The 16,291-nt window shown below is 33.1% G+C and carries 10 protein-coding genes; 9 read left to right on the forward strand and 1 reads right to left on the reverse strand.

Translation table 11 applies throughout. The annotated features are described in order from the left end of the window. The first annotated feature begins 78 nt into the window (after positions 1-78). From N4T77_RS15630 to N4T77_RS15665, 8 genes are all read left to right on the forward strand, one after another. Positions 79-1,503 carry a glycosyltransferase family 4 protein gene (locus N4T77_RS15630; RefSeq protein WP_261672766.1) on the forward strand — a complete coding sequence of 475 codons (1,425 nt, stop codon included), beginning with the start codon at positions 79-81 and terminating at the stop codon, positions 1,501-1,503. 16 nt (positions 1,504-1,519) lie between these two features. Next, positions 1,520-3,976 (forward strand): sugar phosphate nucleotidyltransferase, encoded by a 2,457-nt coding sequence (locus N4T77_RS15635; RefSeq protein ID WP_261672767.1) that lies wholly within the window; start codon positions 1,520-1,522, stop codon positions 3,974-3,976. Positions 3,977-4,132: 156 nt separating this feature from the next. Next, positions 4,133-7,585: a helicase-exonuclease AddAB subunit AddB gene (gene addB / locus N4T77_RS15640; protein ID WP_261672768.1), complete on the forward strand. Its 3,453-nt coding sequence runs from the start codon at positions 4,133-4,135 to the stop codon at positions 7,583-7,585. Positions 7,586-7,999: 414 nt separating this feature from the next. Further along, positions 8,000-9,163 (forward strand): ABC transporter substrate-binding protein, encoded by a 1,164-nt coding sequence (locus tag N4T77_RS15645; RefSeq protein WP_261672769.1) that lies wholly within the window; start codon positions 8,000-8,002, stop codon positions 9,161-9,163. 111 nt (positions 9,164-9,274) lie between these two features. Beyond that, positions 9,275-10,159, forward strand: a complete 885-nt coding sequence (locus N4T77_RS15650) for a branched-chain amino acid ABC transporter permease (RefSeq protein ID WP_261672771.1) — start codon at positions 9,275-9,277, stop codon at positions 10,157-10,159. Positions 10,160-10,169: 10 nt separating this feature from the next. Then, the gene (locus N4T77_RS15655) at positions 10,170-11,069 is read left to right on the forward strand and encodes a branched-chain amino acid ABC transporter permease (RefSeq protein ID WP_261672772.1); all 900 of its coding nucleotides are present in this window, start codon (positions 10,170-10,172) and stop codon (positions 11,067-11,069) included. 71 nt (positions 11,070-11,140) lie between these two features. After that, a complete protein-coding gene (locus tag N4T77_RS15660; protein ID WP_261672773.1) occupies positions 11,141-11,929 on the forward strand; it encodes an ABC transporter ATP-binding protein in 789 nt (262 codons plus the stop codon). Beyond that, positions 11,907-12,617, forward strand: a complete 711-nt coding sequence (locus N4T77_RS15665; RefSeq protein ID WP_396125144.1) for an ABC transporter ATP-binding protein — start codon at positions 11,907-11,909, stop codon at positions 12,615-12,617. Before N4T77_RS15660 ends, N4T77_RS15665 begins: the two co-directional genes overlap by 23 nt. Before the next feature lie 79 nt (positions 12,618-12,696). Here N4T77_RS15665 and N4T77_RS15670 read toward each other — a convergent pair whose 3' ends face one another. Further along, positions 12,697-13,473, reverse strand: coding sequence for a hypothetical protein (locus tag N4T77_RS15670; protein ID WP_261672775.1), 777 nt, complete (start codon positions 13,471-13,473; stop codon positions 12,697-12,699). A 215-nt stretch (positions 13,474-13,688) separates the two neighbouring features. Between N4T77_RS15670 and N4T77_RS15675 the strand changes: the two genes are divergently transcribed. Then, a complete protein-coding gene (locus N4T77_RS15675) occupies positions 13,689-15,554 on the forward strand; it encodes a PocR ligand-binding domain-containing protein (RefSeq protein ID WP_261672776.1) in 1,866 nt (621 codons plus the stop codon). The last annotated feature ends 737 nt before the right edge of the window (positions 15,555-16,291 follow it).

Raw genomic sequence — 16,291 nt, forward strand, 5'->3', positions numbered from 1 at the left:
AGTCTCTCCTTTCCTCTCATAAATAAGTTATTTAAAAAATATTATAAATTTAAACTAAAGTTTCAGGGGGATTTAAAAATGAAGATACTTATGCTTTCTTGGGAATACCCGCCAAAAAATGTAGGGGGATTATCTAACCATGTCTACTATTTATCTCATGCCTTAAGCAATATGGGACATGAAATACATGTTATTACCTGTGAGGAGGGAACAGCTCCTGTAGAGGAAAATGACAAGGGAGTTTTTGTGCATAGGGTTACACCTTATAAAATAGATACTAATGACTTTACAAAATGGGTTATGCAGCTTAATTTTGCAATGATAGAAGAGGCTACAAGACTTATCATGGCAAAGGGAAAATTCCATATGATACATGCTCATGATTGGCTATCAGCCTATAGTGCTAAAAGTTTAAAATGGTCCTTTAAAATTCCAATGGTATGTACTATTCATGCTACAGAATATGGCAGAAACGGTGGTATAAGAACAGATATGCAGAGATACATATCTTCCACCGAATGGCTTCTAACTTATGAATCTTGGAAGACAGTAGCTTGCAGTAACTATATGAGACATCAAGTAAGTGACTTATTTGCAGTACCTTGGGAAAAAATTTGGGTTATTCCAAATGGAGTAGAACCAGAGAAGTTCAATTTTGATTTTGATTGGTTGAATTTTAGAAGGAACTATGCTAGAGATGAAGAAAAGATAGTTTTCTACATAGGAAGGCACGTATTTGAAAAAGGAATACATCTTCTTATAGAGGCCGCTCCTTTAATAATTAACAGGTATAATAACACCAAGATTGTTATAGCGGGAATGGGACCAATGACAGAAGAATTGAAAAGCAGGGTAGGACAGATGGGGATAGAGGATAAGGTTCTATTTACTGGATACATGAGTGATGAAGATCGAGATAAACTTTATAGGGTAGCTAATGCAGCAGTATTTCCATCTCTTTACGAACCCTTTGGCATAGTAGCGCTAGAGGCTATGGCAGCAGGCTGTCCAGTAGTGGTTTCTGATACCGGTGGTCTTGGGGAAATAGTACAGCATAGAATAAATGGATTAAAGACTATTAATGGATCTTCTGAAAGTATAGCAGATAATATAACTACACTTCTATATGATGAGGAAATTTCAAAGGATCTTAGAGAAAATGCTTTAAAAACAGTATATGAGAACTATACATGGAGCAAAGTAGCTGAAACTACAGAAGCTATGTATAACTGGGTTAGAGAGGAAACTAAAGGAACTGAATGGGAGATAAAAGGCACCAAAGAGAGAAAGGTATATACTATTCAGAAGCTAAGGAGAAACCTAAGGATTAAATCAAATGTTACGCTAGATGAGGTAGATAGTATACCTTCAAAGACTATAGAAACAGAAGATAGTATTATTAATGCTAAGGATAAAATAGAGAATAAGATGAAGGAGACTACTGAGAAGAGTTTTGAGGCAGCCTTTGGAGCAAGAGACATAGATTTTAATTATGATGTTTAAGAGGGGATGAGAGTTTATGAAAGCTATTATAATGGCAGGAGGAGAAGGCACAAGATTAAGACCATTGACTTGTAATATACCAAAACCTATGATGCCTATTATGGATAAGCCTGTTATGGAATATGCTGTAGAGCTTTTAAAGAATAGTGGAATAACTGATATAGGCGTAACACTTCAATATCTGCCAGATGAAATTATGAATTACTTTGGTGATGGAAGAGATTTTGGAGTAAATATAAAGTACTTTATAGAAGAAATGCCTTTAGGTACTGCAGGTAGTGTTAAAAATGCAGAATGCTTCCTAAATGATACCTTTATTGTTATAAGTGGTGATGCCTTAACAGATATAGATTTATTTAAGGCTATTGCTTTCCACAAACAAAATAATTCTATAGCTACTTTAGTATTAAAAGAAGTGGCGGTACCGCTTGAATTTGGTGTAGTTGTGACAGATAATAATGGGAGAATAAAGGGATTTCTTGAAAAACCAAGCTGGAGCGAAGTTTTTAGTGATAAAGCTAATACGGGGATATATATACTTGAACCAGAAATATTTAGTTATTTTGAACAAAATCAGAAGTTTGACTTTAGCAACGACCTATTTCCATTACTTTTAAATGATAAAAAGCCTATGTTTGGCTATGTAGCAGAGGGGTATTGGTGCGATATCGGTAATATTGAACAATATATAAGATGTCATTTTGATATATTAAAAGGATTAGTAAAAGTAAAAATAAAAGGAGAAAAATATAAGGACGGCATATGGCGTGGTGAGAATTGCGAAATCAGTGAAGAAGCTGAAATATCTACACCGGTTTATATAGGCAGTGGAACAAAAATTTATAGTGGAGCAAAGATAGGACCTTATACCGTTCTAGGTAAAAATAACATAATATCTAGCAATGGAACTATTAAAAGAAGTGTAGTCTTTGATAATTGTTATGTAGGAGAAAATGCTCAGGTAAGGGGGGCTATTCTTTGCAAGAAGGTTCAATTAGAGGCAAAGGCTTCAGTTTTTGAAGAAGCAACAGTTGGAGATGATACTCTGGTAAAGGAAAGGGCTCTTATCAAACCAGGTATTAAAATATGGCCTAATAAAGTGATTGAAGCTAGTACTGTGGTTAAAGAAAATGTAATTTGGGGTGAAAAGTTATCAAGTTCTTTATTTGGTAAGAGAGGCATAACTGGAGAGGTTAACGTAGATATAACACCAGAATTTGTGTCAAAGCTTGGATCTGCCTATGGATCTTTGTTAAAAGCAGATTCAAAGGTTGCTATAGCTTGTTGTGATAATGGTGCTTCCCAGATGTTTAAATATTCTCTTGCTACAGGACTGCAGTCTATGGGAATGGAGGTTCTTGATTTAAAGAGAATGCCGAGAGCTTTAACCAGGCAGGCTACTATGTTCTTTGGAGCACAAGGCGGCATTCATGTTTCAATAGATAGTGATAATGCTGAAAAGGTTCATATAGTATTTATGGACGGAAAAGGGCTTGATATAGATAAAAATTTAAAAAGAAAAATTGAAAATAGTTTTATAAGAGAAGATTTCAGAAGAGTGAAAACAGATACTTTTAAACAGATAAACCATATGTACAATTGCTTAGAGTACTATACAAGACAGCTTATAAATATATTAGGAGTTCACAATATAAGAAATCAAAAATATAAAGTTATTCTAAGTATTAAAAATCCTATGGTACTAGGAATAGTTAAAGACCTGCTCCAGGAGCTTAGGGTAAATGTTAAGGTTTATGATGAATATAATAATCTTTTAGGATTGAAAAGAGAAGTAGTTGAGAACAATGCTAATCTGGGAATAAAAATTGATGATCAGTGTGAAGAGGCAGTGTTAGTAGATGAGAAAGGTAATATAATAAAGGATGAGCTATTTGATGCAGTAAATGCCCTTGTTATGTTAAAGTCTTCAAATATTAAAACTTTAGTCGTGCCCGTTACCGCTTCGTCAACAATGGAGCAAGTAGCTGAAATGTGCGGGTGTAAGTTTATAAGAACTAAAACATCACAAAAATGTATCATTGATACTTTACTAAAGAATGAAAAAAATATAAGTAAAAGGGAAATAATTACTGCTTATTTAATGACCTTAGACAGCATAAGCGTATGTGCATTAATCCTTAATTTAATGGCTTCAAGTAATCTTCCTCTTTCAAGTATACTAGCACAAATTCCTAAGTACCATATAGCTAAAAAAGAAGTAAAATGTCCATGGAACATGAAGGGAAGATTAATGAGAAATCTGATAGAGGAGAATAATTCTAAGTCAGTAGATTTAATAGAAGGTGTTAAACTGAATTATGAAGGGGGATGGGCTCTAGTTTTACCAGATGCAGAGGAGCCGCTTTGCAGGGTTTATGCGGAGTCAAAGGATTCAGATGAATTGATGAAACTCACAGAAGAACTTTTAGAAAGAATAGAAATAATAACTGAAGAAGAGAAAAGTAGTGTTTAATGAAAAAAGCAGAGCAAAAATTACATGCTCTGCTTTTGTGCTTAACAAAAGAATGATGTTTTAGTTTACTTATAAATTAATAAAAGTGCTGTGGTGAATTTTAGAGTATAATATTATTAATACTTATAGAAACAAGATTGTTGGGAGGCAAAACAGGTGGGATTAAAATTTATATACGGAAGAGCAGGCAGTGGTAAAAGCCATTATTGTTTAAATAGTATAAAAAAGAGAATAGAAGAGGGGTGTACTGATCCTCTAATACTCTTAGTGCCGGAGCAGTTCTCCTTTCAAGCTCAGAAAAACCTTATAAAGGCCGTTGGAGAAGAAGGAATGCTTAAAGCGCAGGTTCTGAGTTTTAAAAGAATGGCTCACATTGTCTTCAACGAGGTAGGAGGACTAACTAGACAGCATATAAACAATGCAGGGAAAAGTATGCTTATTCATAGAATAATGGAGCAAAACAATGATAAATTTAAAGTTTTTTCAAAGGCAGCTAAAAAGCAAGGGTTTATTACTACAGTTTCTGATATTATAACTGAATTTAAAAGATACAATATAACCACAGATACTCTAAAGAGCACTGCAGAGAGGATAGAAAATCAATATTTGAGAAATAAGCTTGAGGATATAACTTTAATCTTTAATCAGTTTGAAAAAACACTGCATGAAAAATACATAGATGAAGAAGACGAGTTAACCATGCTAATAGAGAAGTTGGATAAGTGTCCTATATTTGATGAAGCAGAAATTTGGGTAGATGAGTTTTCTAGCTTTACACCACAACAATATTGTATTTTGGAAAAACTTTTAAGGAAGGCTAAGAGAGTTAGCATAACTCTATGTGAAGATGATTTAACAAAGGATGGTGTAGTAGATAACACTGATGTATTTTCTCAAACTAAAATCACTGAAAAAAGGCTTTTAGAACTAGTGAAAAATAATAATGTAAAATATGAAAAACCCTTAGCTTTAAAATGTAGTCCTTGTTATAGATTTAAAGATAGCAATGAACTTCAGCATTTAGAAGCTCACCTATTTTCTTATCCTTATAAAGCTTGCAAAGGAGAAACTGCGGATATACATATCCTTAAAGCTTTAAATAAATATGTTGAGATAGAGGAAACAGCAAGGGATATAGTTACTCTTTGCAGGGATAAAGGATTTAGATTTAAAGACATTGCAGTGGTAAGTGGTGACCTAGATGGCTATGAGAGTTTAGTTAGAGCAGTATTTAGAGAATACAATATACCCTACTTTATAGATAAAAAAAGGGAAATAGACCATAACCCAATTGTAGTGCTAATAATATCAGCTGTAGAAATATTAGCTAGAAACTGGTCTTATGAATCTGTATTTAGATACCTTAAAACTGGACTATTAAACTTAGAAAATGAAGAAATAGACATTTTGGAGAACTATGTGCTTTCCAATGGTATTAAAGGTAACAGATGGACCTTGGAGGAAAAATGGGATTTTAGATTGAATTATGGTTTTGAAGATGATGAACTATCTCAGTCTGAAGAGGAATTTTTAGCAAGAATAAATACTATAAGAGAAAAAGTAAGAGAGCCTCTTATAAATCTAGGTCTCAGTATAAAGGGCAGAAAAAGAGGCAGAGAGAGTTGTGAAGGTTTATATAGATTTTTATGTAACCTAGGCATTCCGGAAAAGGTTCAAGGTTGGATTGAAGAATTTAAGGAAGCTGGAGAGCTTGATAAGGCAAATGAATATAACCAAATATGGGATATAGTAGTTGATATGCTGGATCAAATAGTGGAGATTGTTGGAGATGAAATTGTAAGTGTTGATCTATTTTCAAAAATTCTTTCTACAGGCTTTAAAGAATATGAGATAGGCGTAATTCCACCTGCTATTGATCAGGTTCTTGTAGGAAGTGTTACAAGGTTAAAAAGTCATGAGATAAATGCTCTTTATATAATTGGAGTAAATGATGGAGTTTTTCCAGCAGTAATTCCTGCAGAAGGAGTGCTTTCAGACAGTGATAGAGAGGGCTTAAGAGAAAGAGGATTGGAAATTGTAAAGGATACAAAAAGCAGAGCTTTTGAAGAACAATTTTTAGTTTATACCACATTAACAATGAGCAGTAAATATTTAAAGTTAAGTTATCCAATAGGAGACGAAGACGGTAAAACTAAAAGACCATCCATTGTAATATCAAGACTAAAAAAGATATTTCCAGACTTAAAAGAGGAAAGCAGCTTAATGGAAAAAAATGATGACTACGATATTATGAGAGCTATAGCTGGTCCGAAAGCTACCTTTAGTCAGTTTGTGTCAAGCCTTAGGAAGAATAGAGAGGGAAGTTATATAACCCCTCTATGGCTTGAGGTTTATAGATGGTATAGAAATCATGAGGAATGGAGTGATAACCTTCAAAGGGTATTAAGTGGCTTTAATTACAAAAACGAAGCAGAGATCTCAGATACTAAAAAGGTGAGAAAACTTTACGGCAAACATATGAATATAAGTGTTTCGAGACTTGAAAAATTTGTAGAATGTCCCTTTGAATATTTTATACAATACGGACTTAAGGCAAAGGAGAGAAAGGTCTATAGTTTAACGTCACCAGATTTAGGAAGTTTCATGCATAACATACTTCAGAATTTCTCATCTCAGCTTAAAGAAGAGGAATTAGACTGGAATGATATAAATAGGCAATGGTGTGAAGAGAAAGTTTCAGTAATTGTAAATGAAAGTTTAAGAAAAATTCCAGGGTCAATACTTAATAGTTCAAAAAGATACGGTCATGTTACTAATGGTTTAAAAAGAATACTTACTAGGTCAGTATGGCTTATTACAGAGCACATAAAAAGAGGAGGGTTTACACCTGTTGGCTATGAGCTATCCTTTGGTAACTCAGGGGACTTTCCTCCTATTTCTGTAGAACTTCACTCAGGAGAAGTTGTTAGTCTTATTGGTAGAGTGGATCGAGTTGATAATATGAAGGAAGAAGCCGCTACCTACTTAAGAATAATAGACTATAAATCAGGAGCTAAAGAATTTAAGCTATCTGATGTATACTATGGTTTCCAAATGCAACTCTTGATATATTTAGATGCTATACTTACAGAACTTGAAGAAAGAATAGATAAGGAAGCTCTACCAGGGGGGATTTTTTACTTTAAGCTAGATGATCCAATACTAAAAGTAAATGGGGAGTTATCAGATAATGAAATAGAAGAAAGAATAATGAAAAGTTTAAAGATGAACGGTCTTTTGCTAGATAACCTAGAGGTTATAAGAGAAATGGATAAGGAGCTAGAAAAAAGTTCAGATATTATACCGGTAACAGTAAAAAAAGATGGGACAATTTCAAAATCTAAATCTTCTGTGGCTACCTTAGAACAGTTTCAGCTTTTAAGAAAGTATGTTAAAGATACTATTGCTTCTCTTTGCGAAGAGATACTAGAAGGAAACATAGATTTAAGTCCTTGCAAGAGTAAAAATAGAGATTCTTGTAAGTACTGTGTATATTCAGCCATATGTCAGTTTGATACATCCATCAGGGGTAATAAGTATAGGGTTCTGAATGAAAAAAGTGATGAAGAGATATGGCAGAAGATTGAAGAAAAAGTTAGTGATAAATAATAATTAAAAAACTTAGCCTGTATTCACTGGGGAGAGAATACAGGCTAAATTATTTAGAATAGGGTTTTAAGTACTATACAGTACTTAAAGCTTGGAGGTGATAGGGAAAATTAAGAAAAGCTATGTGGGGGTAATATATACAAAATAATAGAGTATTGCAAATAAAATATTAATGCTTAAGTTAGTCTTCCACTAATAACCTAAAATTATTTCTTTATATATTTAGTATATGAAAAATCAGATTTTTGGTGATTAAATTATTATAATAATTTTTTAAAAGTTTTTTGATAATTTGAAATATTTTTAAAATAACTGGAGGAAAATTAAGTAATATATAGAATTTATAGTATATCTTAAGTATTATTCTGATTCCTTTAGAATATATATAATGGATTGAAAATAGGGGGGATTTTAATGAAAAAAAATCTATTAAAGGTGATTGCAGTTTTAGCAATCACAGGTTTGGCAAGCACTTTTGCAGGATGTTCAACTAGTACAAGTTCCTCAGCCGGTGGAGGAGGGGAGATAAAGATAGGAACCTTTGGCCCATACACCGGAGACGCTGCTACAGATGGTACCCAAGCACGGGATGGAGCAATGCTTGCAGTAGAACAAATAAATAAAAAAGGTGGAGTAATTGGAAAGCAAATCAAGCTAGTTGCAATGGATGATCAAGCTAAGGCGCCTGAGGCAATGAATGTGGTTACTAAGATGATACAGCAGGAAAAGGTATCTGCATTAGTAAGTGGTTCTTATAGCACTCCAAGTAAAACGGTGGCACCGGTAGTACAACAAAATAAAATACCTATGGTTGTTGCATATGCTGTAAATCCTGCAATAACTGAGGGCGGAAACTATATATTTAGAACTATATATGCAGGACCAGCACAGGGAGCTGCTATGGCAGAATATGCAGTTAAAGAAAAAAATCTAAAGAAAGTAGCAGTACTTAATGTAAATAATGACTACGGTAATACAAATGCAGAAGGTTTTACGAATCAGATTAAGAAACTTGGTGGAGAGGTAGTTATCAGTAGAAATTTTGTAGATGGAACAAAAGATTTTAAGGCATTGCTTACAGCAGTAAAGGAAAAGAACCCAGAAGCAATATATATAGGTTCCTATTATAATGAGGCTGCTCAAATTTGTACTCAGGCAAAGCAGTTAGGAATAGCAGTACCTATCTTTGGTTCTGATGGATTTGATTCTCCAAAGTTAACTGAACTTGGCGGAAAGAATGTAGAAGGTGTAGTATTTACAACTCCATTCTTTAGAGAAGAGCCAAGACCTATGGTACAGGATTTTATAAAGGCTTATAAGGAAAAGTTTGATAAAGAGCCAGATATGCTTTCAGCTCAAGCTTATGATTCAGTACTTGTGCTTGCAGATGCTATAAAGAGAGCAAATAGTACAGATAAAGAAGCTATAAGAAAAGCTCTTTCAGAAACAAAGGGTTTTGAAGGAGTTACAGGAAAAATTTCTTTTGATGAAAAGAACGAAGTTATCAAACCAGTTATACTTAGCAGAGTAGAAAATGGAAAATTTGTTTATGTAAAGAGTCAGGAATACACTAAATAGAGTACAGATAGGATATATGCTTAGAAATAAAGGTTGATTTTACAGGTATAGTTTAATGGGGAATGAAGGAGATTTTTCATACTTTATTCCCCATTAAAAAGGGGGGAGTATATGTTTTTTCAGCAGCTTTTTAATGGAATAACCGTTGGTAGTGTTTACGTACTAATAGCTATAGGTCTCACAATGATCTATGGGGTATTAGAATTGCTCCATTTTGCTCATGGTGTAGTTTACATGGCTGGAGCCTTTGCAGCAGTAAGCTGCATTACTTTACTTCACAGCAGCATATTTATTGCAGTAATTGCTGCTATGATTGTATCAGCCTTTTTTGGATGGCTAATAGAATTTTTTGCATATAAACCGGTAAGAAATTCACCTAAGATTACTGCATTGATAAGCGGTATTGGAATGGCTATAGTTTTGGAAAATGTATATAGAATTATTTATGGATCTCAAACAAGAGCCTTTCCACAAGAGGGGATAGCTCCCATAAAAACCTATAATATTTCACAGTGGGTTTCTATAACAAACTATCAAATATACATAATGGTAGTTGCAGCAGTACTTGTTATTATTCTTCATCTATACTTAAAAAAGACCAAAAGTGGAATAGCAATGAGGGCTGTATCCATGGATTTTGATGCTTCTAGCTTAATGGGCATAAGTGTAAATAAGGTCATATCTGTAACCTTTATAATAGGCTCTGCTTTAGCTGGAGTTGCTGGAACCTTAGTTGCTTTGTATTTTAATGCAGTGTATCCTTCCATGGGCTCTATGCCTGGAATGAAGGCTTTTGCTATCGTTGTACTAGGCGGACTTGGAAGTATACCAGGAACAATTATCGGTGGACTTTTTCTTGGTATAGTTGAATCCTTTGCAGATGGATATCTAGGAAACTTTATTGTAGGCAAGGATGCTTTTGCCTTCATTATTTTGATTCTAGTTCTTCTTATTAAACCATCAGGGATCTTTGGTAAGAAGATAGAGAAAGTGTAGGTGACAATTCATGGATATACTTAACTCTTACTTTATCAATGTATTAGTGGTAGCAGGAATATACGTAATACTATCATTAGGATTAAACCTAACCATAGGTTTTGCGGGACAAGTTTCTTTAGGACACGCAGCCTTTTATGCTATCGGTGCTTATACTGCAGCTATATTATCTTCTAAGTTTGGTTATTCCATATGGATGACTCTTCCTATTGCAGCAGTGGTTACCTGGGTTATTGGTGCATTATTAGGCTTGCCAAGTCTCAGAGTTAAAGAAGATTTTCTGGCAGTAGTAACAATGGGACTTGGTCTCATAATTCAATCTCTAGTGTTAAATTTAAAAATAACTGGAGGACCAATGGGAATTGGAAACATAAAGCCAGTGTCATTATTTAATCATAGCTTGGGAATGTTTGGATTTTTTGTTTTTGAAGTTGCTCTTATAGTAATTCTTATCTTTGTTATGAAGAGAATGGTTAACTCTAGATTTGGAAGGGCACTAATTGCTATAAGAGAGGATGAAACTGTAGCAGATACCCTTGGAATTAATACCACTAAATATAAGGTTTTAGCCTTTGCAATAGGTGCTATGTATGCAGGAATTGCAGGTACTCTTTTTGCTCATTATTTTACTTATGTAAGTCCAGACAGCTTTGGATTCATGGAGTCAGCAACAATATTGAGTATGGTGGTGATAGGTGGCTTAGGAAGTATAAAAGGTTCTATAATTGGAGCGGTAATTTTAAGTATGGCACCAGAACTTTTGAGAGGACTTAAGGATTATAGAATACTTATTTATGGCTTGCTTATGGTTATGATGATGAGATATAGGCCTCAAGGACTTTTTGGAGATAATTCATTATTTAAGTTAAAGAGAAAAAAGGTTAGTGGCAATGTTAGTAAGGAAATGTAGAGTTAAATGAAGAAAGAAACTCTATTTTAAAGCCAGCTCAGAGTTTCTAATTAATATTTAGAGGTGATTTAATGGCTATATTAGAAACAAAAAATGTTACTAAGAGTTTTGGTGGTTTATGTGCGGTATCGGAGGTAGATTTTCATATAGATGAAAAGGAAATTGTAGGCCTTATAGGACCTAATGGTGCAGGAAAGACCACTTTTTTTAATATTATTTCCGGCTTGTATACACCTACTTCTGGAGAAGTTTTTATCAATGGAGAAAAAACTACTGGTATTAAGCCCTATAAAATAGCTTATAAGGGTGTAGCTAGAACCTTTCAAAATATTAAGCTTTTTGGCAATGTATCTGTGCTTGATAACGTGAAGATGGCAAGATATACAAGATCAAAGGCCGGTGTTTGGAATGCTATATTAAAGCCCAAGTGGGTAATTAAGGAGGAGGAGGATATTACAGATAAGAGTATAGAACTTTTAAAATTTGTAGGACTTGAACAGTATAAGGATGAAATATCAAAAAACCTTTCCTATGGAAACCAAAGAAAGCTTGAGATAGCAAGAGCATTAGCTAACGAACCTAGTCTTTTATTACTCGACGAGCCTACTGCTGGAATGAACATAGAAGAAACTAAGGGAATGATGAACTTAATTCGTGCTATAAGAAGTGGAGGTATTTCTGTATTAGTTATAGAGCACAATATGAATTTGGTTATGAATGTATCTGATAGGGTAGTGGTTTTAAATCACGGCATTAAGATTGCAGATGGAAAACCAGAAGAAGTAGCAGGTAATCCAGAAGTTATAGAAGCCTATCTAGGCAAGGAGGTAGATGAAAGTGCTTTTAGTTCAGAATGTTAAAACTTACTATGGGAATATACAGGCACTAAAGGAAGTATCTTTAGAAATTAGAGAGGGAGAAATTGTCACACTGATAGGTGGAAATGGAGCAGGGAAGACCACTACACTAAAGACTATAGCAGGACTGTTAAGACCAAGAGAGGGAAAAATAATCTTTAATTCGAAGGATATAACAGGAATTCCTGCCCATAAGGTGGTTTCAGAATCAGTTGTTTTAGTGCCAGAAGGAAGAAGAGTTTTTTCTAAGCTTACAGTAGAGGAAAATCTGCAGATAGGAGCTTATTGCAGAAAGGAAAAAAAGAACAAACTGGTAAATGAAATAAAAGAAATATACAATATATTCCCTAGACTTGAAGAAAGAAAAAAACAGTATGCAGGAACTTTAAGTGGTGGGGAACAGCAGATGCTTGCAATAGGAAGAGGGCTTATGGCAAAGCCTAAGTTGCTGCTTTTAGATGAGCCTTCTATGGGGGTGGCACCTATAGTTGTGAAGGAGATATTTCAGGTTATTAAAAAAATAAATCAAGAATTAAGAACTACAGTTTTTCTAGTGGAGCAGAATGCAAAAATGGCACTAGCTATAGCGGATAGAGGATATGTTTTAGAGACTGGAAAAATTACGCTCCAGGGAACTACAGAAGAATTGAAGGAAAGTGAAGAGGTAAAAAGGGCATATTTAGGAGTATAAAGCAGAGAATATAACAACTAAAAAATAAATTAGGATGTATATTAAAAATGAGTTTAAAAAAGGTTGAAAATGCTCATGCTTAAAAGTGATCTAAGCATGAGCATTTTTTAGCCAATTCTAATAGCGCATCTATTCTTTTTTCCAGAACGTCATAAACATCCTCACATTCTTTATTAATATCATAAACTAGGTGTATAGTATCTTTAAGTTTTGACTCTTTACCATGTGTAATTATAGAGGTTGATAAGTAATAAGAGCTAGTAGCCAGATTAACGGAAGTGCTGCTAAGCTGATTTAACACTGTTAGCAATGGATTAATGCAATTGTCAAAGTAAAGAGATTCTCTAGGATTTAAATCTAATTTAGCTAGTTGCTCTTTAATATTATTGATATTTTGAAGAGTTGAGGAAGCTTTATCAATGCTATCGCTAATAGAAGTATCAGGGGATTGAGAAGTTTGATCTTCTGAAGTTCCTTGTGAGATTCCATTTTGAAGATTTTTTGCACTTTCGATACCAGATAATATGATAGTATTTATGTTTTGTAAATTTGTATTAGTATCTTTAACGGTGTTTTCGTTGGAGATACTGGAAGGGCTATTATTATTATTATTATTATTATTATTATTATTAGAATCATTATCTGGTGATCTCTGACAGGGCTTTGTATCATCACTACTACATTTATCACTATTGGACGTATCGCTACTGTTATTATCTTCACCACTAGTATCGCTGTTGCTACTAGTCTTTATGATGTTATTAATGTTTTGTATATTTTTATGAGTATTGTCAATGTTGTTATTGATTATATTTGAACTAGTATTACTGTTATTTGAATTATTAATATCTTCCATTGAACCACACCCTATTTATCTTTATATATTTAGTTTATCAATTTATCATTAGGCTGTGACAATAAATTGATTTATAATTTGTATAAAAAATTGAAGGATATTTTCTTAAAAAGGTTGAATAAAGTCAGGTGATGATAAACAATATACTTATAAGCAATGATGAGACACTAAAAAATAGAATACAAACTGCTTTTATAGAGATTGGGGGCAAGTTGATGTATAAATTAGATAATTTACTAGATATGGAAAAGTTACAAAAGCTTATGGATAAGTTCTACAATTTGACTAAGGTTCCATATGCAATATTAGATGCAAATGGCAATACCATCATAAGTTCAGGGCAAACTAGAATTTGCACTTGTTTTCATTCATCAAATCCAAAGGCTTTAATGAATTGTTTGAGAAATAAAAAAGCTGTAGATTGTAATTATAGTGAAGGCAGCTATACGGAATACATCTGTGGAAATGGACTAGTAGAAGCTTGTACCCCTATAATGATAAGGGGAGAGTATATAGGTAACTTAAGTTTTGGTCAGTTTCTTAAGTGTAAACCTGATTTAGAATATTTTGAAAGACAAGCTGATGAATTAGGAGTTAATAAAAAAGATTATTTGGATGCTGTTGAGGAAATACCAATTGTAACAGAAGAAAAAATTAAAGATTATCTGGATTACTTTAGGTGTTTAACAGAGCTAATGTCAGATATGGCAGTTAGCAGGCTTAAACAAATGGCTACAGAAGCAGCTCTTCAAAAAAATAATGAGTACTTAGAGTATATAGTTAGAAGCAGAACAAAGGAATTGACGGATATAAATAAAACTCTTATAAGGGATATGAATAAAAGGAGAGCAGTTGAAAACCAGCTGAGAGAAAGTGAACAAAAGTATAAAGGTCTCGTAGAACTTATTCCAGATTCAATATACATAAGAACTAGAGAGAAGTTTTTATACGCTAATCCGGCAGGGGCAAGGAGTTTAGGTGCAAGTAGTGTAGACGACTTAATAGGAAAGAGTGTTTCTGATTTTTTAGAAGTTCATCCAGATTATAAAGAAAAATTTGATAAAAAGTTTGATTTGATATATGAAAAGGGAAGTATGCCTTTAACTGAAGAAAAGTTTATAAAAAAATATAATAATGAATTATTAGATATAGAAACTACCGCTGCAATATACCCCTATGACGGAGAAGATTCTATACTAGTGGTATCAAGAGATATATCAGAAAGAAGAAAGGCGGAAGAACTTAGTAGAGATATTGCAGAAAAGACTAAGTTATTAAAGGATGCTATTGAGTATGAGAGCCTAAGAACAGAATTTTTTGCTAATTTATCTCATGAATTTAGAACACCACTAAATATAATATTTACTGCACTACAGATGTGCAAATTAGTTATTAGCAGCGATGAGAGTATGAATAGTTCTAAGTTAAAACACTACATATCATTAATGTATCAAAATGTGTATAGGCTAATAAGACTAGTAAATAATCTTATAGATATAACTAAAATTGATTCTGGTCACTTTGATGTGACTTTTGGAAACTATAACATTATAAGCATTGTTGAAGACATAACACTTTCTGTAGGTGAATATGTTCAAAATAAGGGAATAGAACTTATTTTTGATACTGATATTGAGGAAAAAGTTATAAGTTGCGACCCAAATAGCATAGAAAGAATAATGCTTAACCTACTTTCTAATGCAGTAAAATTTACTCAAGAAAAAGGAACTATTTATGTTGATATACATGATAAGGGGGATAAGATAGTTATTTTAGTAAGGGATACTGGGGTTGGCATACCAAAAGAAAAACAGGAATTAATATTTGAAAGGTTTGTTCAAGTGGATAAATCCTTTAAAAGAAATAGAGAAGGCAGTGGTATAGGACTCGCTTTAATTAAGTCTTTAGTGGAACTACATAAGGGAAAGATGTGGGTAGAAAGTGAAGCTGGAAAAGGAAGTTGTTTTTATGTTGAACTCCCTGCCAAGGTTTTAGATCATAAAAATCAAAAAGAAAACAATATAGAAAATACTAGCAAAGTAGAAAGAATAAATATTGAGTTCTCTGATATATATATCTAGAGCTAACACTGGTTGCAAATAATAACTAATGTAATAATGCGTCAGGAAATTAGAGAAAGCAACAGTAAACTTTAATAGTTTACTTAAAAATGCTGCAGAATGAATCATAAGGGTTATAGCTGTTAGCCATTAGTGTTTTATTTCAAATAATATAGAGCGTTAACAACTTACAAATTAATTTAATAGTGTATTAAAAACAGAAAAGGAGAATGGCAGTTTGCAGGATTACTGCCTTCTTTTTACTAAAGTTATTTGACAGAACAAAGCTTAAAATGTATTTCTCATCTTAATTACAAGGAAAACTGAGTCTGGAGTGTCAATATAATAAAGTTAAAGTAATTATGAGAAAAAGTTAATAATATAAGTATAATTTTAAATAAGAAAGCAAATTATATCTGTGTAGTAGAAATAATAGTGGTATGATAACACATGTCGCTGAGGCAAGCGGCAAAAGGTTGAAAACAGAATGTGTTGACAACTAATAATCATTTGTAGTAATATAATAAAGCTGTCAGGAACAATATAGTAAATGAAAAAACTTCTTGACAAACTTTAATTCAAATGTTAAACTGTAAAAGTCGCTAAGATAAGCGGCATGATCCTTGAAAATTAAACAGAGGTAAAGATAAGTAAAACTTGTTTTTAAAATAAACCAGCAATTCTTTGAGTTACTCTTAGAGTAACAAAACAGTAATGAGTCACAAACTTTTAAATTGAGAGTTTGATCCTGGCTCAGG

Origin of the sequence: Clostridium sp. CX1, assembly GCF_025398335.1 — a bacterium.
In the GTDB taxonomy this organism is placed as follows: domain Bacteria; phylum Bacillota; class Clostridia; order Clostridiales; family Clostridiaceae; genus Clostridium_AM; species Clostridium_AM tanneri.

Bases quoted from the DNA above. Each gene is read 5' to 3' on its own strand.
- N4T77_RS15630 (WP_261672766.1), top strand. From the start codon at position 79: ATGAAGATACTTATGCTTTCTTGGGAATACCCGCCAAAAAATGTAGGG.
- N4T77_RS15635 (WP_261672767.1), top strand. From the start codon at position 1,520: ATGAAAGCTATTATAATGGCAGGAGGAGAAGGCACAAGATTAAGACCA.
- N4T77_RS15645 (WP_261672769.1), top strand. From the start codon at position 8,000: ATGAAAAAAAATCTATTAAAGGTGATTGCAGTTTTAGCAATCACAGGT.
- N4T77_RS15650 (WP_261672771.1), top strand. From the start codon at position 9,275: ATGTTTTTTCAGCAGCTTTTTAATGGAATAACCGTTGGTAGTGTTTAC.
- N4T77_RS15655 (WP_261672772.1), top strand. From the start codon at position 10,170: ATGGATATACTTAACTCTTACTTTATCAATGTATTAGTGGTAGCAGGA.
- N4T77_RS15660 (WP_261672773.1), top strand. From the start codon at position 11,141: ATGGCTATATTAGAAACAAAAAATGTTACTAAGAGTTTTGGTGGTTTA.
- N4T77_RS15670 (WP_261672775.1), bottom strand. From the start codon at position 13,473: ATGGAAGATATTAATAATTCAAATAACAGTAATACTAGTTCAAATATA.
- N4T77_RS15675 (WP_261672776.1), top strand. From the start codon at position 13,689: ATGTATAAATTAGATAATTTACTAGATATGGAAAAGTTACAAAAGCTT.